16 protein-coding genes are annotated in these 21412 nt (G+C 49.3%); 7 read left to right on the plus strand and 9 right to left on the minus strand.

Annotation, left to right across the window (positions count from 1 at the left end; translation table 11 throughout):
- Window positions 1-335 precede the first annotated feature (335 nt).
- The 4 genes from ACKFKH_RS14315 to ACKFKH_RS14330 all read right to left on the minus strand — a co-directional run bounded on the left by ACKFKH_RS14315 (window position 336) and on the right by ACKFKH_RS14330 (window position 5140).
- Window positions 336-725 carry a hypothetical protein gene (locus ACKFKH_RS14315; protein WP_446858989.1) on the minus strand — a complete coding sequence of 130 codons (390 nt, stop codon included), beginning with the start codon at window positions 723-725 and terminating at the stop codon, window positions 336-338.
- A gap of 230 nt (window positions 726-955) precedes the next feature.
- Window positions 956-2731: an ABC transporter ATP-binding protein gene (locus ACKFKH_RS14320; RefSeq protein WP_446858990.1), complete on the minus strand. Its 1776-nt coding sequence runs from the start codon at window positions 2729-2731 to the stop codon at window positions 956-958.
- A 68-nt stretch (window positions 2732-2799) separates the two neighbouring features.
- The gene (locus ACKFKH_RS14325; protein WP_446858991.1) at window positions 2800-3363 is read right to left on the minus strand and encodes a Uma2 family endonuclease; all 564 of its coding nucleotides are present in this window, start codon (window positions 3361-3363) and stop codon (window positions 2800-2802) included.
- A gap of 22 nt (window positions 3364-3385) precedes the next feature.
- Window positions 3386-5140, minus strand: coding sequence for an ABC transporter ATP-binding protein (locus ACKFKH_RS14330; protein ID WP_446858992.1), 1755 nt, complete (start codon window positions 5138-5140; stop codon window positions 3386-3388).
- Between the two features lie 100 nt (window positions 5141-5240).
- Here ACKFKH_RS14330 and ACKFKH_RS14335 point away from each other — a divergent pair, with 100 nt between their 5' ends.
- On the plus strand, window positions 5241-6485 hold the full coding sequence (locus ACKFKH_RS14335) for a S41 family peptidase (protein ID WP_446858993.1): 1245 nt from the start codon (window positions 5241-5243) through the stop codon (window positions 6483-6485).
- Window positions 6486-6586: 101 nt separating this feature from the next.
- On the opposite strand, the gene ACKFKH_RS14340 is transcribed toward ACKFKH_RS14335, so the two are convergent.
- Entirely contained in the window at window positions 6587-6778 is a 192-nt protein-coding gene (locus ACKFKH_RS14340; protein ID WP_446858994.1) for a hypothetical protein, read from the minus strand.
- A 40-nt stretch (window positions 6779-6818) separates the two neighbouring features.
- Window positions 6819-6956: a hypothetical protein gene (locus ACKFKH_RS14345; protein WP_446858995.1), complete on the minus strand. Its 138-nt coding sequence runs from the start codon at window positions 6954-6956 to the stop codon at window positions 6819-6821.
- Window positions 6957-7145: 189 nt separating this feature from the next.
- Between ACKFKH_RS14345 and ACKFKH_RS14350 the strand changes: the two genes are divergently transcribed.
- From ACKFKH_RS14350 to ACKFKH_RS14360, 3 genes are all read left to right on the plus strand, one after another.
- The gene (locus tag ACKFKH_RS14350) at window positions 7146-7706 is read left to right on the plus strand and encodes a type IV pilin-like G/H family protein (protein WP_446858996.1); all 561 of its coding nucleotides are present in this window, start codon (window positions 7146-7148) and stop codon (window positions 7704-7706) included.
- A gap of 321 nt (window positions 7707-8027) precedes the next feature.
- Window positions 8028-10259, plus strand: a complete 2232-nt coding sequence (locus tag ACKFKH_RS14355; RefSeq protein WP_446858997.1) for an O-linked N-acetylglucosamine transferase, SPINDLY family protein — start codon at window positions 8028-8030, stop codon at window positions 10257-10259.
- A gap of 46 nt (window positions 10260-10305) precedes the next feature.
- Window positions 10306-11463, plus strand: coding sequence for a glycosyltransferase family 4 protein (locus ACKFKH_RS14360; protein ID WP_446858998.1), 1158 nt, complete (start codon window positions 10306-10308; stop codon window positions 11461-11463).
- 157 nt (window positions 11464-11620) lie between these two features.
- On the opposite strand, the gene ACKFKH_RS14365 is transcribed toward ACKFKH_RS14360, so the two are convergent.
- The 3 genes from ACKFKH_RS14365 to ACKFKH_RS14375 all read right to left on the minus strand — a co-directional run bounded on the left by ACKFKH_RS14365 (window position 11621) and on the right by ACKFKH_RS14375 (window position 16514).
- On the minus strand, window positions 11621-13471 hold the full coding sequence (locus tag ACKFKH_RS14365; RefSeq protein WP_446858999.1) for a polysaccharide deacetylase family protein: 1851 nt from the start codon (window positions 13469-13471) through the stop codon (window positions 11621-11623).
- 151 nt (window positions 13472-13622) lie between these two features.
- Entirely contained in the window at window positions 13623-14978 is a 1356-nt protein-coding gene (locus ACKFKH_RS14370; RefSeq protein WP_446859000.1) for a hypothetical protein, read from the minus strand.
- A gap of 357 nt (window positions 14979-15335) precedes the next feature.
- Window positions 15336-16514: a murein hydrolase activator EnvC family protein gene (locus tag ACKFKH_RS14375; protein WP_446859001.1), complete on the minus strand. Its 1179-nt coding sequence runs from the start codon at window positions 16512-16514 to the stop codon at window positions 15336-15338.
- Window positions 16515-16845: 331 nt separating this feature from the next.
- Here ACKFKH_RS14375 and ACKFKH_RS14380 point away from each other — a divergent pair, with 331 nt between their 5' ends.
- The 3 genes from ACKFKH_RS14380 to ACKFKH_RS14390 all read left to right on the plus strand — a co-directional run bounded on the left by ACKFKH_RS14380 (window position 16846) and on the right by ACKFKH_RS14390 (window position 21350).
- Window positions 16846-17151, plus strand: coding sequence for a hypothetical protein (locus tag ACKFKH_RS14380; protein WP_446859002.1), 306 nt, complete (start codon window positions 16846-16848; stop codon window positions 17149-17151).
- 121 nt (window positions 17152-17272) lie between these two features.
- Entirely contained in the window at window positions 17273-20374 is a 3102-nt protein-coding gene (locus tag ACKFKH_RS14385) for a valine--tRNA ligase (protein ID WP_446859003.1), read from the plus strand.
- Window positions 20375-20792: 418 nt separating this feature from the next.
- The gene (locus tag ACKFKH_RS14390) at window positions 20793-21350 is read left to right on the plus strand and encodes a hypothetical protein (RefSeq protein WP_446859004.1); all 558 of its coding nucleotides are present in this window, start codon (window positions 20793-20795) and stop codon (window positions 21348-21350) included.
- Window positions 21351-21412 lie beyond the last annotated feature (62 nt).

Here is a 21412-nt window from a genome sequence, read left to right on the forward strand (position 1 = left end):
GGGGGACTTTGAACGCTGATCAGGGTTCTAAATTCTGGAAGTCTTTTTTGCTTAAAGTCCCCCATTCTGGGGGATTTAGGGGGCTGAAGCCGACTAGAACGAAGTGAGTATAGACTTGTGTATACACCGTAGCTCCCCAAGGAGAGGGAACAAGAGATCTGACTCCCTTCTCACTGGGAAGATGGGCTGGCAAAGCTCTCGCCCCACTTCGTGAGGAGGGCAATCCGAGATTTTGCACAATTGGGATGCTCCCGGTTCAAAGTCCCGCACTCATGGGGAATTTAGGGGGCAGATCGCATTAGCGGTTAAGCAAAAAAATCCCATCCAAATCGACCTTAACTCATCGAAGAACCTTGCAAAAACTGCTTGAGACACAGCAAACTTGCCGTCTGTCCGAGATTGATCGGGAGTGCCGAAATGCCTTCAATGCGCGACTGAATCCAACCCTCGCCCCAGGCCCATTCGTGAAACCCATCAATTCCCTGACTCAACAAAAACCGAATTCGATTAGGTTCCACAATTTCAACCTGATGGTGAATGGCGATCGGCCCCACCCAACTTTTGAACGTCTGCCCCGGACGCACTTCATCAGGCAACCCAGCCGAAAATCGCTCAAACCAGAGCCACTTGGGAAATTGAGCAGGAGAAGCCAAATTTTTGCGAAGCGTTTCCTCAGAGGCGTTGACTTCGATTCTCAGGTTGCTTTGCTGAAAAGTTCCAAACATCGGTGATTTAAAGAGGGGGATAGTTTCAGTTTAGCGGCTACAGACCTGAATTTTGAAGAATGAAAAACTTCTGGAACTAAAAAACTTATTTTTGCTCAAAGCCCCTCAGAGTGGCGGATTTAGGGGGCGAAGCAATTCGGTAAGGACGAATCTAATCAACTTGTCTGTGCACAGTAGCTTAAAAAGGAAGGGAACTGGATTCAAAGTCAGATTCACCCAATCGACTGAGTTTATTCAACCAGCGCTGCACCGAGTTGAAGGGCATATAAATTAGCGTAGATGCCTTGTTGGGCCATCAGTTCGGTGTGGGTGCCTCGTTCTACAATTTGACCCTGCTGAACGACTAAAACTTGATCGGCTTGAGCAACTGTACTGAGACGATGGGCGATTACAAAACTGGTGCGATTTTTTAGGAGACGAGCGATCGCAGACTGTACGAGCGCTTCTGTGCGCGTGTCGATACTGCTGGTGGCTTCGTCTAAAATCAGAATTTTGGGGTCAATCAAAACGGCGCGGGCAATGCTAATCAATTGTCGCTGTCCTTGACTGAGGGTTGCGCCCCGTTCGCCCAAGAGAGTTGCGTAGCCTTGAGGTAATGTTGTAATAAATTCATGCACGTTTGCCACCTGAGCCGCCGCTTCGATTTCAGCCTGGGTTGCTTGAGGACGACCGAACGCAATGTTTTCAGCAACGCTACCACTAAACAAAACGGTATCTTGTAAAACAATGCCAATTTGACGGCGCAAACTCGCCTGAGTCACACTCCGAACATCACAATCGTCAATGCTAACTGTCCCGCCTGTCACATCATAAAAACGTAGAATCAGATTGACGATCGTACTCTTTCCCGCTCCGGTTTGTCCGACTAACGCAATCATCTGACCGGGTTGTGCCTGAAGGGTTACGCCATTCAGAACGCGCTGATTTTTGGTGTAGCCAAACTCGACATTCTCAAAGGTGACTTCTCCTCGCATGGGCGGCATCTCGATCGCATTTGGAGCATCCTTAAGCTGTGAGGGTTCATCCAAAAGTGAAAAGATGCGCTCTAATCCTGCAAATGCGGACTGTGCTTGCGTGTAAAACTGACTGAGAATTTGAATCGGTCGAAAAAACTGCTGCACATACAGCAAAAACGCCGTCACTACGCCCACGGTTGCCGAACCTGTCACCGCAAGATAGCCCCCATAAGCCAGCACGCCTGCCGTCGCCAGCGTATTGAGAAAATCGATCGACGGTAAAAATGCCGCCGTAATTGCCACCGCCTGAATATTTGCATCTCGATTGGCCGCATTCAGACTGCTAAATTCCTCAATGTTGAGCGAAACTCGATTAAACGCCTGCGCTTCTCGAACGCTGCCCAAGTCTTCTTCAAGGCGAGTCGAAAGCTCTCCGATCGTTTGTCTGGTCACCCGAAACCTCGCTCTCGCCCAGCGTGAAAACAGTCCTGTAGTAAAAATCATCAACGGAACCACTAAGTTGCTGACAAGCCCCAGTTGTAGATTGATGATCAGCATTGCGATCACAATTCCAATCAAGCTGAACAAATTTCCCAACATCTGAGCGATTGTTTGTCCGAATGCTTGATTTACAGTATTGACATCATTCAGCAGACGGCTCATCAAATCTCCCGCTTCGCTGCGATCAAAGAAACTCAACGGCAAGCTTTGAATTTTGAGAAAGATATCCTGTCGCAGTTGAGCCAGCAATCGTTGCACAATCAAACCGACACGCAAAATCTGTTGACGAATCGCAGTGACACCGAGAATATATACGATCGCCAACGCTGCCAACATCAGCAACAAACCAGGTAAGTTTCCTGGAACAATCAGATTGTCAATTGACCAGCCGATGAGAAAGGGCCCGATCGCCTGGGTCGCTGCGCCAATCATCACAAATCCGAGGGCGATCGGAATCTCTTTTCGATAAGGTTGTAGGTACTGTAAAAAGCGTTTTAGCGTTGAGGCTTGTCGATTTGTCTGGTCAGATGCAACTGCGGGAAATCTCATAGCGGTTAAAGAAGAATTCGAGGAGAAGGATTCCGTTCTATTGAATCTCTGATCACTTGAATCTGTGATCACTCTGACAGCCAGGCAAATAAATTTCCCAACGTTAACTGTAATGGGTTGGCGAATGCGGGAACGGGTAATGGTGACTCTGGCTCGTCAAACACTTCAGGCAACTGTTGGGGTAAGTAGACGATTAGCGATCGCTCCTCTGGATCAATGAGCCAACTCATTTGAGTGTCGTGTTTTAAACAATGCAAAATGTTTTTGGTGACTTTTGTTTGACTTTGCTCAGGTGACAAAATCTCAATTGTCCAGTCTGGAGCGATTAGAAAAGTGTCCGCAACTTCACCATTTTGGTCACGAGGAATTCTATCCCAAACAAACACAGATACATCGGGCACCGTCGATCGACCTCCGAACGTACATCGCAATTCTGGAAAAGCTCTCGCAATTTTCTGAGGTTTAAGAACTGTATTGATTGCAGGAACTAATTCACCTTGAATAACGCTGTGCTTTCCTTTGGGCATTGGTTTCTGGATAATTTGACCATCAATATACTCACTGGCAGGCTTAGTTTCTGGTAGCGCTAGAAAGTCTGCCAGCGTTAGCGATTTAGGAGAAGTTTGTACCATCTTTTACCTTCCAGTTGGTTCTTTATTGTATTGCAGAAGTTGTGACCGAACGTTTTACTTGAGATTCTAAAATAGCACCGTATAGCGAACTCGTTTGCATTAGCGATTCATGGGTTCCTTGTGCAACCAAGTGTCCTTTATCCATGAGTAAAATGCGATCGGCGTTACGTACCGTGCTGATTCTCTGAGCAATCACAAAAGCGGTACAAGTTTTTCGTCGCATCAGGTCATCTAATGCAGATTGGATTTGGGCCGCTGTTTGAGCATCCACGGCTGAAGTACTGTCGTCTAGAATCAAAATTCGATAATCGGTGAGTAGCGTTCGAGCGATCGCAATCCGTTGTTTCTGTCCCCCCGACAATCCGACCCCGCGCTCCCCGACGATCGTGTCATACCCATCAGGCAGGCTGGTAATGAAGTCGTGAATCTGGGCTGTTTTGGCGGCTTCGATAATCTGATCGAGTGAGGCATCTGGGACGGCGTAAGCAATATTTTCTCGCAGCGTCCCAGAGAAGAGGGTTGTGGCTTGAAAAACGGTGCCGATGCGCGATCGCAGGCTTTGTAACGTAAAATCTCGCACGTCTCGCCCATCAATTCGCACTGCGCCCGCCGTCACATCATAAAATCGCGGAATCAAATTCATGATCGTACTTTTACCAGAACCCGTCATGCCCAAAATGGCGATTAGTTCGTTGGGTTTGGTTTCAAAGGAAATATTTTTGATCGCTTCGATCGTTGATCCCGGATAGCGAAACGACACGTTCTCAAAGGTAATTCGTCCCCCACATTGGTTGAATGGTACAGCGTTGGGACGATCGCGAATCTCAATCTCGGCATCGACGACCTCAAACACGCGATCGGCGGAGGCGGCCGCTTGAGCAATCGCAGGAGCCGCAAATCCAATCAGCAAAATGGGCTGAAGCACCAACAGTAAGTAAGAATTAAAGGCAACTAGTTCGCCAATCGAAAATTGTTGATCAATGACAGCAGCACCGCCATAACCTACGACCACTAACGTGATCAGATTACTCAACAGAAAGATCAACGGAAACGTATTGCGAATGGCCCGAATCGTTTTCATGTTGACGGTCACAAGCTGATCGTTCATTAGGGTGTAGCGCGATCGCTCGGCTGATTCTCGAACAAACGCTTTGACGACTCGTACGCCCAATAGATTTTCTTGCAGCACTGAATTCAAATCGGCAAGCTGTTCTTGAACCTGACGAAACAAGTGATCGTTTCGGGTGAGGAATCGCCCTAATATCCAGCCAGCAAGCGGTACAACGGACAAAGTAATCAACGCCAATCGCCAATTCATCAGCAATAGAATCACTGCGATCGTCACCAAAGTCACGACTGCGCCAATCACCTGAATCAAGCTAGTGCCCACAAAGGTACGAATCTGCTCGATATCGCTGGTGACACGGGTAAGTAGCTGAGAAGTTTGCGCCTGATCGTGATAGCTAAAACTAAGATTTTCGATTTTGCTAAAGATCTTATTACGAAGGTCAAAAGCAATCCCTTGAGAAGCCGCTTCTGCCCAAAAACTCTGCCCAAAATTGAACAACCCACGGGCGATCGCAGCCCCCACCATCCAGCCTGCACTCTCCAAAACAATGCGTAAATCTTGCTTATAAATTCCCTCGTCAATTCCCCAGCGAAACAGTTGCGGAGTGATGGCATTGGCCGCCGTCAACAACAGCAAACTCAGCAAGGCTCCAAATGCGACCAGACGATAGGCCTTCAAACTTTTGAGAACACGACTAAGGGACTGCATAAGCAATTTTTTGAAGCGTTGAGACTCCTATAGCGTATATCCTCTCCACGATTTTGAAAGCACACGGTAGAGTGAAAAAGCGATTTTTAGAGGTCGATCCATGCAAGGAAATGTGTTCCGTCGATCGATGATGATGACCCTGATCAGCGGTTTGATTGTGCTGTTAGTTTGCGTCATTGCGCCTGCGATTCCGACTAATTCTCAGCCCGCAGTCTTTGACCAGGTTTGGCAGACGGTTCGAGATAATTTTTATGATCCTAAATTTAATGGAGTTGATTGGTCAGCGATGCGGCAAAAGTATCGATCGCAAGCCACAAAAGCATCGTCGATCGTCGCCTTTTCTGACGTGATCAATCAAATGCTGGCGGAGCTAAAAACTTCTCACACCCGCTTTTACACACAAACTGAACCCGCTTATTATCAACTGGCAGGCATCTTTCGATCGTCCATTCAATCCAAGCTCAAGCCCTTTCTACCCAACGGCAAACTCGACTATACGGGCATTGGCATTTTCACCAAAGACATTAACAATCAGACTTTTATCAACGCGATTTTGAATGGTTCTCCCGCCGAAAAAGCAGGCTTAAAAGTCGGCGATCGTATTCTCAGCGTCGATGATCAGCCCTTTCAGGCGATTCAGTCTTTTGTAGACAAAGCTGGAAAATCGGTAAAAGTTCAAATTCAGCGCACCTCTGGAAACGCTCAAACGATCGCTGTCACGCCTCAAAAACTTGATCCCAATCGAATGTTTTTAGACGCAATGAAGAACAGTGTTGAGATCATTCAGCGCAACGGTAAACAAATTGGATACATTCACGTCTGGTCATACGCCGACCAACAGTATCAAGATCAGCTTGAAGAAGCGTTGAGCGATCGCTTGAGAAACATAGATGGATTTGTCTGGGATCTGCGCGATGGTTGGGGTGGGGCGAGTCCGAGCTATCTAGGTTTGTTTACGTCGTCGGTTCCTTCTCTGACACTGATCGAGCGAGATGGCGATCGCCGTCAAATCGAAGGTCAATGGAATAAGCCGATCGTGATGTTAGTCAATCAAGGGTCTCGAAGCGGTAAAGAAATCTTGGCGCAGGGATTTCGCAAATATCGAGTTGGCACAATTGTCGGTAGCAAAACCGCCGGGGCCGTCGTTGCAGGTCGAGCCTTTATTATGAAAGACGGCAGTTTACTTTATCTGGCGGTAGCAGATGTCTTGGTAGACGGCGATCGCTTAGAAGGCAAAGGCGTTATACCCGATGTCGAAGTGCCCTTCACGCTGGAATATTCTCAAGGGGTTGATGTACAAAAAGAACGTGCGATCGACGTTGTTATACAGCAAATTGGCAAATGACATCAGCGCCTACTTGAAACAACGAATGTTCAGAATGGGGCACTACTCAGTGTGGACGGATTGGGAGTCAGCCCCAGATTTTGGCGGAGGGACTTTCACCCTCATTCAGCCGGAAGTTCAACCGTTAAAGAAACGTGAATTCGATAGAGGTTTTTCGCTTCGGTATTTAACGCTTCTGCCCCCCAACCCCCCAAGTTTGGGGGACTTTCGGACAGGATTTCTTGCTCAAAGTCCCCCAAACTTGGGGGATTTAGGGGGCTGCCTGGAGTGATCGCCACAGCGAGGGATTTCATCGAATTCACGTTAAAGAAAACGATTGGCGAGGCTATGGATTTACCTAGCAACGAATCGCACGACATCGACAAATTTTGCTTCCCCCGGAATCTCATACCGTCGCTCGATGAGACCGATCGACGCTAAAAATTCCTCCAGATATTGTTTTGCGAGTTGGTCAAAGGGCGTTTGGGTCATGCTCCCAGGTCTAGGGATTAAAGGACTGCGATCGGTTCAATTTTAGAAGGAAGGAGCCTCGCCTCCCCCGACCAATCTCGACCATCAAAGATTTTCTAGGCAAGTGATATGAAAGTCGATCGCGTTGGGCAAGTTAAATTCAGGCGTTAGAAGTTCAACCAATCCGCATCTTTAAGGAGACCTCTTTCAATGAAATCTGAACTCAAGGCAAAGTTTCTGCAACACCTGATCGCGAAGAAAGAAGACAAGGGTTTTACCCTGATTGAATTGCTCGTTGTGATCATCATTATCGGGATTTTGTCTGCCATCGCTTTGCCTTCCTTCTTGAACCAGGCCAACAAAGCCAAGCAGTCTGAAGCCAGACAATATGTGGGCACCCTCAACCGCGCTCAACAAGCTTACTTTCTAGAAAGCAGCACCTTCGCCACCAGCATCACCAGCCTGGCCAAACCCGTCAAAGGTGACACCACAAACTATCGCTATGCCGACGATGGCGACAGATTCACCGTCAACAACCTCAAAGCGACCAATGAGAACGTTGTCATCTACGGTACGTCTTTGAAAGCAGCCCTGAAGTCCTACGTTGGCATGGCGGCCATTGCTCAAGCTGACCCCAACACGAGCGAAGCAACGACGCTGGCTGTCTTGTGCGAAAGCAAAAACCCCCAAACTACCAACGCAACCACACCAACCCTGACCGCTACTAACTTGAAGTGTACAGAACCTGACACCATTCCTCTTGCAAAGTAGTTTGGTCTAGTTTCATCTTTCAGAGCTTAATATTTGACCGTAGAGTGGGTAGACCTGATACCTGCTCTATTTTTTTGGAAGGTTGGATTTCAGAGAAGTCATACCCAATCAATTTGTGAATGCTACAGATCCTTCGCCCCTAAATCCCCCAGTCTGGGGGACTTTGAGAATCCGAGACTGCTTTGGCTTGAAGTTCCCTAGAAGTGGCGGATTTAGGTTGCTCTCCCAGATCTGTAGGACTCAAAGATTAATTTGGTATCACGCGGTGTCTTGAGTTTGGGTAGATTCAGTCATAGGGGTTTGTAGCGATGGGTGACAGACATGGATAATCAATTGCGGGATTGGCAACAACAAGCAAAAGCAGCGCTCATTCAAAAAGACTACGATCGCGCCATTTCCCTTTATGATCAGGCAACTGCGGCTTATCCAGAAGAACGATCGCTCTATTGGGGCATGGGGTTGGCACTGTTGCTGCAAGGTCAGGAAGCCGAAGCTCAGACAACCTGGATGCTGGCGATGGCCGACGGAGAAGCTGACGAAATTGAGCGATGGACGATCGACCTGATTCAAGTCCTCAAATCAGAAGCAGAACGACAGGCAGCGCTGGAAGAGTGGCCGATTGCCTGGGCGATTCGGCAATACATTCGAGAACTCCATCCTTCGGATTTAGAAAATCTGCTCCAGAGTATTCTGCTGGCGATCAACCTGGGAAGTTTTAGCTCTGACGACTTTGCCAATCTGGGCGTGATGGACTTGCTGGCGGGTGAAGGGGTTGTCGATTCAGCGTTTTTGCTCTACGTGTTAGAACAGCTTCTCGAAACGATTTTGCCCGATCCAGCCATTCTCAAATTTGTAGAAGCTTGTATTCCCCATATCGACGATCGTCGAGAGTTGACCTATCTGCTCGTTCCGACGGCCACAAAACTTTCTTTTACCTACTGCCGAGACGATCTTGCAATTCCTTTGCTAGAAATGAGCCTTCAGCTTGGGACGCATGACTTACCTGTTTTGACAGAATTAGCTCCCATCTATCAAAACGCTCGACAATACGACAAAGGCATCGAAGCGGCAAAGCAATGTATTGAACTGTCTGACACAGTGCCCGATCGAGTTTACAGCAGCCATTCTCTGATCCGAGGCTTGATGAATGCCGGAGGTTACTGGCAAGAAGCGATTTCAGCCCTACAAACACATGAGGCACTGCTCGAAGAACTGATCGCAAATCCGCCCGCAACCATCAGTTCTGTGTTGACCCTCCGATTGCTGGTTGTCAACTACTTTTTCTCCTACTTTCGCGACGAGCCACAGCGCAATCGCTGGCTACAAAATCAGGTCGTAGAGATTTGCAGAACCCAAATGCAGTCACGCTATCAAGAACGGGTCGATCGCTATCAGCAGCGCCACTCACTCAAACCTCAAGCCGCGACGAAACCAAAACTCAAAATTGGCTATATTTGTCACTGCTTTTATAGCCACTCGGTCGGTTGGTTAGCCCGATGGTTGATGAAATATCACGATCGCGATCGCTTTGAGCTATATCTCTACTTCGTCAACTACAAGCAGATGAACGACTCCCTCCAGGCGCAGTACGTTGAAGTCGCTGACTATGCACGTCTGATGGAGACCAGTAGCCTTGACATTGCTGACCAGATTTCTCAAGACGACATCGACATTCTTATCGACTTAGACAGCATTACTTTAGACATTACCTGCGAAGTGATTGCCCTCAAACCTGCCCCTGTACAAGTGACATGGCTGGGGTGGGATGCGTCAGGAATGTCTACGATCGACTACTACATCGCTGACCCTTATGTGTTGCCCCAAGCGGCTGATGAGGATTACGTCGAGAAGATTTGGCGGCTGCCTCAGACCTACGTTGCGGTCGAAGGGTTTGAGATTGGCATTCCGACGGTGAGGCGCGATGAGTTAGACATTCCTGCTGATGCAGTGGTTTTTTTGAGTGCCCAACGGGGCTACAAGCGTCACCGAGAGACGGCAAAACTGCAAATAAAAATTCTCCGGCAGGTGCCCAACAGCTACTTTTTGGTCAAAGGATTAGCCGATCAAAAAGCCGTCCAGACCTTCTTTCAAGAACTTGCTGACGAGGAAGGTGTGGCGTTCGATCGCTTTCGGTTTCTCCCCAACGTCGCGTCAGAAGCCATTCATCGGGCCAATTTGGCGATCGCTGACATTGTTCTCGACACCTTTCCCTATAATGGCGCAACGACAACGCTCGAAACTCTCTGGATGGAAATTCCGCTAGTCACACGAGTGGGCAACCAGTTTGCTGCTCGCAACAGCTACACCATGCTCAAAAATGCAGGCATCACAGAAGGCATCGCCTGGACGGATGCAGAATATATAGAGTGGGGCGTTCGTTTGGGGCAAGATGCGGCTCTCCGCCAACAAGTGAGCTGGAAGCTGAAACACTCCAAACACACTGCACCCCTGTGGAACGCAAAACAATTTACCCGTGAGATGGAAAACGCCTACGAACAGATGTGGGCAAGGTACCTTGAGTCTGGGGTTAAAGCGAGATCAGACATTGGATAGACATTAGACATTGGACATTGGACTTTCTTTAGACAGGGCGTTCTCTATGAGAATTTTGGTCGTCACAAATCTCTATCCGCCGCAGATTTTGGGGGGCTATGAACGATCGATCGCTGACTTTGCCAGATTGTTTCAACATCGAGGACACAGGGTTTTAGTGCTGACGAGCGACACCCCAGAATTTTTGGCTTCTCATCCCAGTCAGTATCCAGAACCCGCGATCGAGCGTTGTTTCTCACTGCTAGGTCAATGGACTTCTCAAGGGCCAAAGTGGCGATCAGAAGAATTGCTGGATGCGATCGTGAGTCAAAATCAAGCCGTTCTTGCTCAACATCTACAGTCCTTTCGTCCTGATGTTTGTCTGGCGGGCAATCTCGATTTTTTGCAATACGATACTGAGATTTTAGGGCAGTTGTTAGCCGCAAACGTACCGGTTGCTCATTACTTAATGAATGACAAACCCAACTATGAGGCCGACCAAACCCCCTGCCAGTCAACGTTTCGGCTGATCACCTGTAGCGATTGGGTCAGAGAAAATCTGCAAGCGGCGGGATATCCAACTGAGACAACGAAGACGATTTATCCTGGTGCAGAGGTTGAGGCCTTTTATCAAGCAAAATTGCCCCAGCGCGATCGTCTTCATATTGCCTACGCGAGTCTGGTGGCTCCTTATAAGGGCGCAGATGTGCTGATCGAGGCTTTATCGATGCTTCAGGAGATGGGCGTTGAATTTAGGGCAACGATCGCAGGTGGTTCTCTCCAGCCTGATTTTGTCGAAGCCCTGAAACGGTTTGTTCAGTCAGAAGGAATGCAAACGGTGCAGTTTGTGGGCGCGCTGTCTCGACAAGACCTGATCGAACTGTATCAAACCCACAATGTCTTGGTGTTTCCGTCCCGGTTTCCAGAACCTTTTGGTATCAGTCAGATTGAGGCAATGGCAGCCGGGTTAACGCTGGTCACAAGTGGCACCGGGGGCGCTCAAGAAGTCGTTGCAGAACCGGGAAAGGACGGCTTGCTATTTGAGTCAGAGAATCCGTTTGAGTTGGCAGAAGTGCTATCGTCGCTGGTGAACGATCGAGAAAGGTGGGGAGCGATCGCCCAAGCGGGACAACAACGCGCCCTTTCAAAATTCAGCCAAATCATAGCCACCGAACAACTCGAAGTCGTTTTGCTAGACCTGATGAATGTCAGAAATGGCAGATAAAGTCTTTTCGTTGCGGTGTTCAGCACTTCTGCCCCCCAAACTGCCAATTCTGAGAGACTTTCAGACAAGATCTCTAGTTTCAAAGTCCCAGCGGGAATTTAGGAGGCGTTCTTGAACAGAAAATCGCGGCGAAGGATTTGATCAAATTCACCTGCAATCAAGGCTTTTGAGAGGTCACATCACAAGCTGTCTCGACTGGCTCAGAGGGCAATAGCGCGACGACATGGGGCACCGGACGCGGCGTGTAGCCCATCATCGATTCGCCCTGGTAAGCCAGAGACGCACTCGCCCCCGAATCAAGCATGATCGCATCTCGCAAACCCGCCCGACTCAGCGCTTCCCCAAATTTGACCGAGTTGACATAATCGCCAGAAACGCCCACTACAGGACGATCGGCCCAATCTACGCCCCAAAAGGCCCGATCGCGCTCTGCATCAAATCCATATAGCTTGCCAAAGGATTGAGCGTCTTGAGGCTGCCCGTCTTTAACCAACCAACCCGCCGCAACAAAGGCATCGGTCAACCCAGGCAGTTCGGCTTCCATCGCAGCTTGTGTGTTGTGACGGGTGTGGTCAAAGGGAATAAACTTCACCGTGTCGGCGTTGATCAAGACCAGAGGACGGTTTTTCAGCAACGGCAGTTCTTTGGGATTTCCTGGCACAAATTTTCCTGTCTTTTGGCTAAAAACGGGGCCAATCATAATATTGGAATCTACCGATTCGAGTGAGAAAAATCCGCCATCGACGGCCGCGATCGCACTCGTCCCCTCAATAATTTCAGAAACCTGGTAGCGGCTGTCTGCGTGAATCGTGATCGGTCTGCCACCCGATGCAAAAATTAGCGGCACTTGGCTAGAAGTCTTGCGAGTCAATTCCACGGGGGCGTAGAAGTTGAGGGCGCTGTTGCCCAAAAAGGTGAGCGGCGGGCCACCATCGGCTTTTTCGATGACTTGAGCTAACTCGGACTGACCAATACGATCGATGGTCAGCAAATTTTCTGAATCTTCTGCAAACCGAGTTTCTTCATCATTCATTGTCCAGGCGGCTTCGTACCCAGCTTGCTGAATGCCTTGCTGCACGCGATCGTCATTTTTGCCCGATGGGTAGACAAAATACTTGATCGCTTGTCCCAGTTCTTTCTCTAGCGTACTTTTTGACTCGACCAGTTCTTTTTTGAGTTGCTCATCAGACAGTGCCCGCAAATCGAGAGGATGGGTCACGCTGTGAGAAGCGATCGTTACCAACGGGTCAGCAACCATTTCGCGCAGTTGCTCCCAGGTGACACTTGATCGTCCCTTTGTCGTCCCGACTTTGGCAGGGTAGATCGCAAACGCAGCCGGATAGCCGTACTTCTTTAACAACGGATAGACAAATTTGTAGTGACCCTGATAGCCGTCGTCAAAAGTCAGAACGATCGGTTTTTTGGGCAGCGGGATTCCCGTCTTTAAATGCTCGACAAGCTGATCCAAACTAATCGGAGTCAGCCCATTTTTTTGAATCAACTGCAACGCAGACTCAAACTCTTCGGGCGTAACGTCAAAGAAAACTTGCTTTTCGGCAATGATGTCGTGATACATCATCACCGGAACTTTTGCCAAACGCGCCCGCCCGTGAATTTGGGGAAACGGAGGAGCCGAGAGCTTGTCTTTCCAGTCGGGGGCAAGGGGTTCTAAACTGCCGCTCGAATTAGCATCGCGAATCGAACGATCGCCGATCGCGGTAGCCGCTTGATAGCCCAGCGAGTTGCCTTGACGACACAAAGACTTCAGCGAAATGTCAAAGCTAGAGAGAATCGGGGAGAATGTTTTGGCAGCTAGAGGATTTAATCCGGCAAGGTTGAACATTGGCACCTGAGACATGCCATTCACCAGTAGCCGATTTGACGATGAGACGGTGAGGGCGATCGTCAGCACAAAGAGCGGAAGGCTGATGAGAATGAATCGGTTCCATCTGGATTTTAGCGGCCCGCGTTTTAAAGGAAGAAACTTTGTCCAGCGAGAAAAGTTCATAATCAGTTTCAGCAACTTCACTGCTAGATCTAACTGATTTTGGGGCGATTTTGAGGTGCTATGGGTCACATCGCCCAAATCTTTTCGATCAAGTCCGCAAATTGGCGTAATTTGCAACCGATTGACAAGATTCGATGAATTTCAGCAAAACTTACGGATTTACGATCGCCTCAATTTCCTCGATCGCAATGGGTTTGTTGGCTAAATCCGGAACTTCTACCACGATTAAATACCCTGTAAAGTTTCGTCCACCCGTCGCTGTGAGCACATTCAAAATTTTGGGCATGTCTGCCTGCTGAAGTTGCCCGGTCTGATCATAAAGCTCTAAAGCCGAGAGACAGCCGATCGTCGGATTCCACCCAGCGCTTGCGGGATAGCGACTGTTGTTGGTAAAAAAAGTGGGCGCTTCTCCACTGCCATGAATTCTAAATAGCCCGCGACCCACTCTCCCTGCCCAATAGCTTTGCTGCATCGCCAGATCATTGCGCCACGAAGGAGGCAGAAGCGATCGATAGGCTGACAATCCGCGAATCTGACCGGGACGATCGGGCAAGAACGCTTTCACTCCCGGCTCAGACGGCACAAACAAATTGACCAGTGGAAAGGTGCCATAGGCTCTAAAAAATTCGGTATCTGGTTGAGGAATGCTGCCCTCAATGCGATAGATGCCTTGAGGCGTTTGCCCACGAGTAAAGATGCTGGCTAACCCATGTAGCGATCGCGTCAATAGTGGCGCTGACCACAATTCCCCTTTTTCTCGCACAAACTGACCGCGACGATCTTTTAGAACCGTTTGGCAGAGCGTACCGCGATCGGGGCGACAGATTACATACATCTGAAGCTGACCAGGGGCGATCGTCCAGTTGAGCAAATCTTTGAGGGGCGGGGTCGTGCGGGGACGATCGAGGCTACTGGCCGCTTGCAGCGTTGTGAATAAATGCGGATTGTTGCGCCATTGAGGAAAGCGTTGTTGAAGACGATCGCTCCACTGTTTGCGAGGTTCACGCTCTGCACCGCTCTGCGCCAAAGCTGACAGCGACATCGCCGCCCATTCTGCGTTGCTGCTCCGTTCAATGGTTTGCTGAAACTGCTGCTGGATGCTTTCGTACTGAGTCGGATTGCTCAGATAAAGCTGAGTGCCCACCTGCATCGCCATTTCGACCGTTCTGGTTTGGGCGCTAGAAAGTCCCCGTCGAGTCGTGAGCGAGAGAATCTGAGCGATCGTCTTGTCAACTACGGCGGATTGAGGTTCGGTGATCGCGGTTGACCAGAGGAGATTGCGCCAGTAGCGTTCGTTTGCGTCGGTGACGGGGTAGCGAGTGAGGTCGTAGCGATCGGGACGAATCTGCTGTACCTGCTGTTCGCGCTGTTTGACTCTAGCGGCGGCGGTAGCTTGAGGCACGATCATTTGAGGTTGGGCAGGCAAAGCAAACAAGATTGCTGCGCCCATTAGTAGGCTCCCCAGCGTGTTCAAACTCTGCTGGGACGGTCTCAATTGCGCGTTCATGGTGGTGAATTTTGGTCATTGTCACAAAGTCCATCTGCGCTCACACCTTTTTTGACGAGAATTCAATTCCATCTTTCGCTTTGCTTGCGACTCTGAGAACGCCTCCAAATTCCCACCAGTCAGGAACTTTGAACCAGAGATCTTTTCTGAAAGTCCGCCAAAATTGGCAGCTTGGGGGGCAGAAGTGCTGATTAGCGAAGCGAAAGACTCGGATCAAATTCACCTTTAAAACAACTGCCTTCCGGTCAGTGGCTCATCATTCTAATCCTCAAAGTGGACAGAAAGTAAAAACTTTCGATCGCAACTCGCTATCTCTACAAAAAACTCAACATTCCGCAATTTTGATGAGGGCAATGGTTAAAAGTAAGCCATCGGATCGACAGGCTCTCCGGCTTGCCGGACTTCAAAGTGCAAATGTGGCCCGGTTGAGAGTCCGGTTGAGCCAATGGCGGCGATCGGCTGTCCTCGTTCGACCGACTGCCCTTCTGAGACGTAGAGTTCGCTGGAGTGTCCATAAAGGCTGGTGATATTGTTGCCGTGGTCGATGATTACTGCGTTTCCATAGCCGCCGTACCAGCCCGCAAAAATCACGACTCCGCGATCGGCCGCTCGAATCACACTCCCATAGTCCGCTCCAAAGTCAACCCCCGAATGAAAGCGCTGATAGCCCAAAATCGGGTGCACTCGCCACCCAAAGCTGCTCGTAATTTCGCCATCACTGGGATAGCCCATCACGCCCGTTCCTAGCACTACAATGCCGTCTTTGGCACGGGCTGCGGCGACTCGTTTTTGAATCAGTTCACCAATATTTTTAGAATCTTGAGCCAGTTGCGCTTCGGCAGCTTCGAGGGCACTGCGATCGCTCTTTAATCGCTCCACGACTTGTTTTTGATAATCAGCCTGTGCCTCAAATTCTGATTTTTGAGCGAGTAGCTGTTGAGTCAGGAGAGCAATGTCGTTTTTTTGCTGTTCGATCTGGCTACGCTTGCGATCGAGGCGATCGGCATCCGTCTTCAGGCTAACGAGAATTTTGCGATCGGCTTGAAAGATCCGCTTGAGTTGATAGCGGCGATCGAGAAAATCATTCAGATTGCGACTTTGCAACAATACCGCCCACCCGCGACTTCCTTGCTGACGCTGAAGAAACTGAAGGCGAGAAATCGTCGAACTTTGGCGAGTGCGATAAATCTTCTCGGTCGCTTCTAGCGAAACTTCTAGCTTTTTGAGTTGCTGAGTGGCCGTGTTGAGTCTGGCTTCGCCGAGTTGAATCTGAGCCGCCGTCGCCTGAATATTTTTGCGAAGTCCTTTGAGGTTGGTTTGGGCAGACTGTTCGAGTTTTTGTAAGCGATCGCGCTCTTTTTGAATCAACGATCGCTGTTGATCAATCTGTTGCTGCTGCTGTTTGAGCGCGTCCACTTCCTGACTGACTCCCGGTTGAGCAAACAGCCATACCGCAAAGCTCAAGCAAATTACTCCCAAGAGAATGACCCACTTAAGCCGCCGAATTTCTGTTGTTTTAGGCAACCAGGTCAGCATTCTTCACCAATGGCGCAAGACAAGACACCATTATCTCCATAGATGCGATTTCAGCAAGCCTGAATTAAAGTGAGTCGCCTTGCTGAATAAATTTCTCGCATCATCACAGAAAGACCTGTACCTCATCCCATGATTAAAACGATTGCAGGAACTTTGAAGATGGCTACTAGAAAGCTGGAGAGCGCAAATCGATCGGGAGTATTTTTACATTCTCTTTACAAACAACTTTCAGACTCGCCGACTCATTACGAAATTTGGTGCAATCTGCTGAGAGGTCAGGCATTTCACGCTAAGGTGAACAGCAAATTATCAGCCTGTTGACGCAATCTGCATGAAGTATTTTTTCCTTTCGGAGGGGTGGGAAGTCGGTCGCGTCTGGGAACTTGGCGGACTTTGGAACGAAATCGCCTGGAGACGCAAGCCCCAAATCGAGCAAATGACCGTATGCATCTGGGAAAACAACGAAAAACTCTGGCTTTACCGCGTTGAAGATGCTGTTCTTATGGTCGAAGTCAAGCCAACTCCGGTTGCGGTGACCGTGACTCCAGAAAACGCGATCGGTCAAGTCGTTCTCAAGCGTCTAATTTCGGGAGATCAAGCGATCGAAATTCTCTGTGCCAACCAGTTTCCAAAATAATCTACAAAATAGACCAAAAAAATAGACCAAATCAGGAACCGCAAACTAACCCTCACCTCACGCCCTTTGCCTCCTCCCGGTTTATCATGGCTAAATACGCAAAAACGCCCCCAGTCCTTCCATGACCGCAACGCCTCCCATGCTGTCCAGCCAGTACGATCCCGCCAGTGCCGATGCCAAGTGGCAGAAATTTTGGGAAGAACATCAAGTCTTTAAAGCTGACCCCAACGCATCCGGTGAGCCTTACTGTGTTGTGATCCCGCCGCCCAACGTCACGGGTAGCTTGCACATGGGTCACGCTTTTGAAAGTTCGCTGATCGATGTGTTGGTACGCTATCACCGCATGATCGGACGCAACACACTCTGGCTTCCAGGAACGGATCACGCCAGTATTGCAGTGCAAACGATTTTAGAGCGGCAGCTTAAGGCAGAAGGCAAGACGCGGCAAGATTTGGGGCGAGACGCTTTTCTAGATCGCGCTTGGAAGTGGAAAGCCGAATCTGGGGGAACGATCGTCAACCAACTGCGGCGACTGGGCGTTTCGGTCGATTGGTCACGCGAACGATTCACCCTGGACGAAGGGCTATCAAAAGCGGTGCTGGATGCTTTCGCTATGCTCTATGAAGAAAAGCTGATCTATCGGGGCAAATATTTGGTCAACTGGTGCCCAGCGAGTCAGTCTGCTGTTTCTGATCTCGAAGTCGAAAACCAAGAAGTCAACGGTCATCTCTGGCATTTCAGGTATCCGCTTTTGGATGGGGATGGCTATGTCGAAGTGGCGACAACCCGACCGGAGACGATGTTGGGCGATACCGCAGTGGCCGTTAATCCGCAGGACGATCGCTACAAACATTTAATCGGTCAAACGCTGATTTTGCCTTTGGTGTATCGAGAAATTCCGATCATTGGCGATGAATTTGTCGATCCCAGCTTTGGAACGGGCTGCGTGAAAGTGACTCCGGCCCATGATCCCAACGATTTTGAGATGGGCAAGCGCAACAATTTGCAGTTCATCAACATTTTGAACAAAGACGGCACGCTCAACGAAAACGCTGGAGAGTTTCAGGGGCAGGATCGCTTCGTCGCCCGCAAAAATGTGGTCAAGCGGCTCGACGCAGAAGGTTTGTTAGTCAAAATTGAGGATTACAAGCACACGGTTCCCTATAGCGATCGTGGCAAAGTTCCGATAGAGCCGCTGCTTTCGACCCAATGGTTTGTCAAAATTCGTCCCCTTGCAGAACGGGCTTTAGCTGATTTGGATCAGCAATCTTCACCGCGATTTGTGCCCGATCGCTGGACAAAAGTTTACCGAGACTGGTTGGTCAGCCTGAAAGACTGGTGCATCTCTCGCCAACTGTGGTGGGGGCATCAGATCCCCGCGTGGTATGCCGTGAGTGAAACGGGCGGAGTGATCACCGATGAAACCCCGTTTATGGTGGCGCGAGATAAAACAGAGGCTAGAAAGAAAGCGATCGCGATATTTGGTGAAACCGTTCAGCTAGAGCAAGATCCTGACGTATTGGATACCTGGTTTTCTGCTGGTTTGTGGCCCTTCTCGACGCTGGGCTGGCCGCAAGAGACGGCTGATTTCGATCGCTACTATCCCACTACCACGCTGGTCACAGGCTTTGACATTATTTTCTTCTGGGTCGCCCGGATGACAATGATGGCCAAACACTTCACAGACAAAATGCCCTTCCAAACAGTTTACATTCACGGGCTGGTGCGGGATGAAAACAACAAAAAGATGTCTAAATCTGCCAACAATGGCATCGATCCCCTGATTTTGATCGACAAGTATGGAACAGATGCGCTGCGCTACACGCTGATTCGCGAAGTCACCGGAGCAGGGCAGGACATTCGATTAGAATATAACCGCAAAACGGATGAGTCGGCTTCTGTTGAAGCGTCACGCAACTTCACCAACAAATTGTGGAACGCCTCGCGGTTTGTGTTGATGAATCTGGACGGCAAATCGCCAGAACAGTTAGGGCTACCAGATTTCGACCAATTAGAACTGAGCGATCGCTGGATTCTCTCGCGCTTTAACCAGATTTCTCAACAGATTCGAGACAATCTCGACAACTACGGCTTGGGCGAGTCAGCCAAACTGCTGTATGAATTCATTTGGGGCGATTTTTGCGACTGGTATATCGAACTCGTCAAACCTCGATTTCAAAGTGAGAACGCGACTTCTCGCAGGGTTGCCCAACAAACGATCGCCCAGGTTTTAGAAGGCATTTTGAAACTGCTGCACCCCTTCATGCCGCACATTACCGAGGAAATCTGGCACACCCTGACTCAAACTGAGGAATCGTCGGGAAAAGCCCTTGCGCTCCAGTCTTATCCAGTGCCCGATCCCGCCTGGATTGACGCTGCTCTAGAGCAGCAGTTTGACCTGCTCATTGGCACGATTCGCACAATTCGTAACCTGCGAGCCGAGGCAGACATCAAGCCCGGAGCCAAAATTGATGCCTTTTTGCAAACAGAGAGTCCGTCCGAAGAGCAGATTTTAATCGCGGGTCAGTCCTACATTCAAGACCTGTGTAAAGTCAAGACGCTGACCGTCAACCAGCCCGATGTTCTGACTCAGACTCAGACTCAGACAATGCAGGTTTCTGAATCTGAGGAGACGATTTTTACAGGCGTTGAGTCCTTCCTTCAAACAAATCGGCGGTTTCTCTCGACGATCGGACTCATTCTCCTGACCCTGATCACCCTCAAACTCCTGGGCGGCATTGTCGAAGGCATTCATCAAGTTCCGCTGTTACCCACTTTCACTGAATTGGTCGGGATCGCCTACAGCGTTTGGTTTGCGCGGAGAAACTTGCTGAGTCGGAGCGATCGTCAGCACTTATCACGCCAAATTCAACAGCTTAAAACCGAAATTGTTGGAGAATCTCTGTCCCCTCTGCCTCAAGTGATCGAAATCGCACCCTCTCCAGTGGATGGGGAGTCAGAGCAAACGATCGTTGGCGTTGTCGGCACGGTACAAGTCTCAATTCCGCTGGCAGGTTTAGTAGATCTCGTGGCAATGCGGGCCAAAACTGAGAAAGATCTCAATAGAGTGGAAGCCGAGATTCACGCCCTGTCTGCAAGATTGAGCAATTCTAAATTTGTAGACAAAGCTCCTCCTGAAGTCGTGCAAGCTGCGCGAGACGCTCTAGCCGAAGCCCAAAAGCAAGCGGAGATTCTACGGGCAAAACTCGATCGGCTCGAATAAAGAGATTTCAATTTGATGAAATTTTTCGCCTTTGTCATCCCGAAGCTTCCAGAACCAGGGAGTTGCAGCGTAGAAGCACTCAACAGCAAAGCGAAAACCCGTGTCGAACTGACCTTTATTCAGGGCATTCTGAACCTGTGGCTAACAAGTTTCTATGACAGCAGACGGTCTAGAGTGGCGTTATACTATTTTGCATAGCGCGATCGCCACTTGACCTTGCTGTTCTCTGTCTTTCGACTGCTGCCTTGCGACACAAGACTCTTGAGAATGTAATCTAAAGGCAGATCGACTTTTTATTTCGTTACCAAGGTATAAAATTCTAGACAGACAGCTTCGCAACTGGTTGACCCTCCATTGCAGAGGTGGAGACATTACTCTTATTGTGGTTCCCAACAGAGACAAGTAGAGAGAACAAGTAATGCTGCACTTGGCTCAAGTTCAAAAAAAAGGCTATTTAGGTAAGGCAGGTTTACACTTGCTGGCAACTCAGAAGTCTGAAAACATCTGGGTCGTTAATGCTGAAGAAGAAGTAATCCTGGCATCAGAAGCAAACGTCTACAGCGAAAATATGCTCGTTCTGGTCGAGCTGTCCAATACTCAACAGGTTCTCAGCATCCAAAATGCTAAGGACTGGGTGGTCGATCTCGTACAAAAGTTTTTGATTAACGGGGTTACACCCGCCTTTTTGCATCAAGAAACCGAACGCGCCGAGCAATGGAGACAATCTCTCACCCTTCAAAGTCAAGAACTCGATCGCCGCGCCCTAGAACTTGAAGCCCGCCGAGAACAAATTCAATCCCTCGAAGAAGATCTGAAGCGCGAAAAGAAGCAGTTTGAGTCTTTGTCTCAACAGCTAGAGTCCAAAAAACAGGAACTTGAGTCTTTGGCCCAGCAGCTAGAGTCCAAAAAACAAGAACTCGATCGTTCTTCTGATCCGATCAACCCGCCTCCAGAGTCCGATTCACCTAAAAAATAAGGGCAGTCACAGAAGCACTACCCCTACTGTAGGTTAATTGAAGCCGACACCAAGCAACTTGC

Source organism: Phormidesmis sp. 146-20 (genome assembly GCF_052939475.1).

Excerpts from the sequence above, each read along its gene's own strand:
- ACKFKH_RS14345 (WP_446858995.1), bottom strand. The coding sequence starts at position 6,956 with ATGACCCAAACGCCCTTTGACCAACTCGCAAAACAATATCTGGAGGAA.
- ACKFKH_RS14330 (WP_446858992.1), bottom strand. The coding sequence starts at position 5,140 with ATGCAGTCCCTTAGTCGTGTTCTCAAAAGTTTGAAGGCCTATCGTCTG.
- ACKFKH_RS14380 (WP_446859002.1), top strand. The coding sequence starts at position 16,846 with ATGAAGTATTTTTTCCTTTCGGAGGGGTGGGAAGTCGGTCGCGTCTGG.
- ACKFKH_RS14355 (WP_446858997.1), top strand. The coding sequence starts at position 8,028 with ATGGATAATCAATTGCGGGATTGGCAACAACAAGCAAAAGCAGCGCTC.
- ACKFKH_RS14370 (WP_446859000.1), bottom strand. The coding sequence starts at position 14,978 with ATGAACGCGCAATTGAGACCGTCCCAGCAGAGTTTGAACACGCTGGGG.
- ACKFKH_RS14340 (WP_446858994.1), bottom strand. The coding sequence starts at position 6,778 with ATGAAATCCCTCGCTGTGGCGATCACTCCAGGCAGCCCCCTAAATCCC.
- ACKFKH_RS14360 (WP_446858998.1), top strand. The coding sequence starts at position 10,306 with ATGAGAATTTTGGTCGTCACAAATCTCTATCCGCCGCAGATTTTGGGG.
- ACKFKH_RS14325 (WP_446858991.1), bottom strand. The coding sequence starts at position 3,363 with ATGGTACAAACTTCTCCTAAATCGCTAACGCTGGCAGACTTTCTAGCG.
- ACKFKH_RS14375 (WP_446859001.1), bottom strand. The coding sequence starts at position 16,514 with ATGCTGACCTGGTTGCCTAAAACAACAGAAATTCGGCGGCTTAAGTGG.
- ACKFKH_RS14385 (WP_446859003.1), top strand. The coding sequence starts at position 17,273 with ATGACCGCAACGCCTCCCATGCTGTCCAGCCAGTACGATCCCGCCAGT.
- ACKFKH_RS14365 (WP_446858999.1), bottom strand. The coding sequence starts at position 13,471 with ATGAACTTTTCTCGCTGGACAAAGTTTCTTCCTTTAAAACGCGGGCCG.
- ACKFKH_RS14320 (WP_446858990.1), bottom strand. The coding sequence starts at position 2,731 with ATGAGATTTCCCGCAGTTGCATCTGACCAGACAAATCGACAAGCCTCA.
- ACKFKH_RS14315 (WP_446858989.1), bottom strand. The coding sequence starts at position 725 with ATGTTTGGAACTTTTCAGCAAAGCAACCTGAGAATCGAAGTCAACGCC.
- ACKFKH_RS14390 (WP_446859004.1), top strand. The coding sequence starts at position 20,793 with ATGCTGCACTTGGCTCAAGTTCAAAAAAAAGGCTATTTAGGTAAGGCA.
- ACKFKH_RS14350 (WP_446858996.1), top strand. The coding sequence starts at position 7,146 with ATGAAATCTGAACTCAAGGCAAAGTTTCTGCAACACCTGATCGCGAAG.
- ACKFKH_RS14335 (WP_446858993.1), top strand. The coding sequence starts at position 5,241 with ATGCAAGGAAATGTGTTCCGTCGATCGATGATGATGACCCTGATCAGC.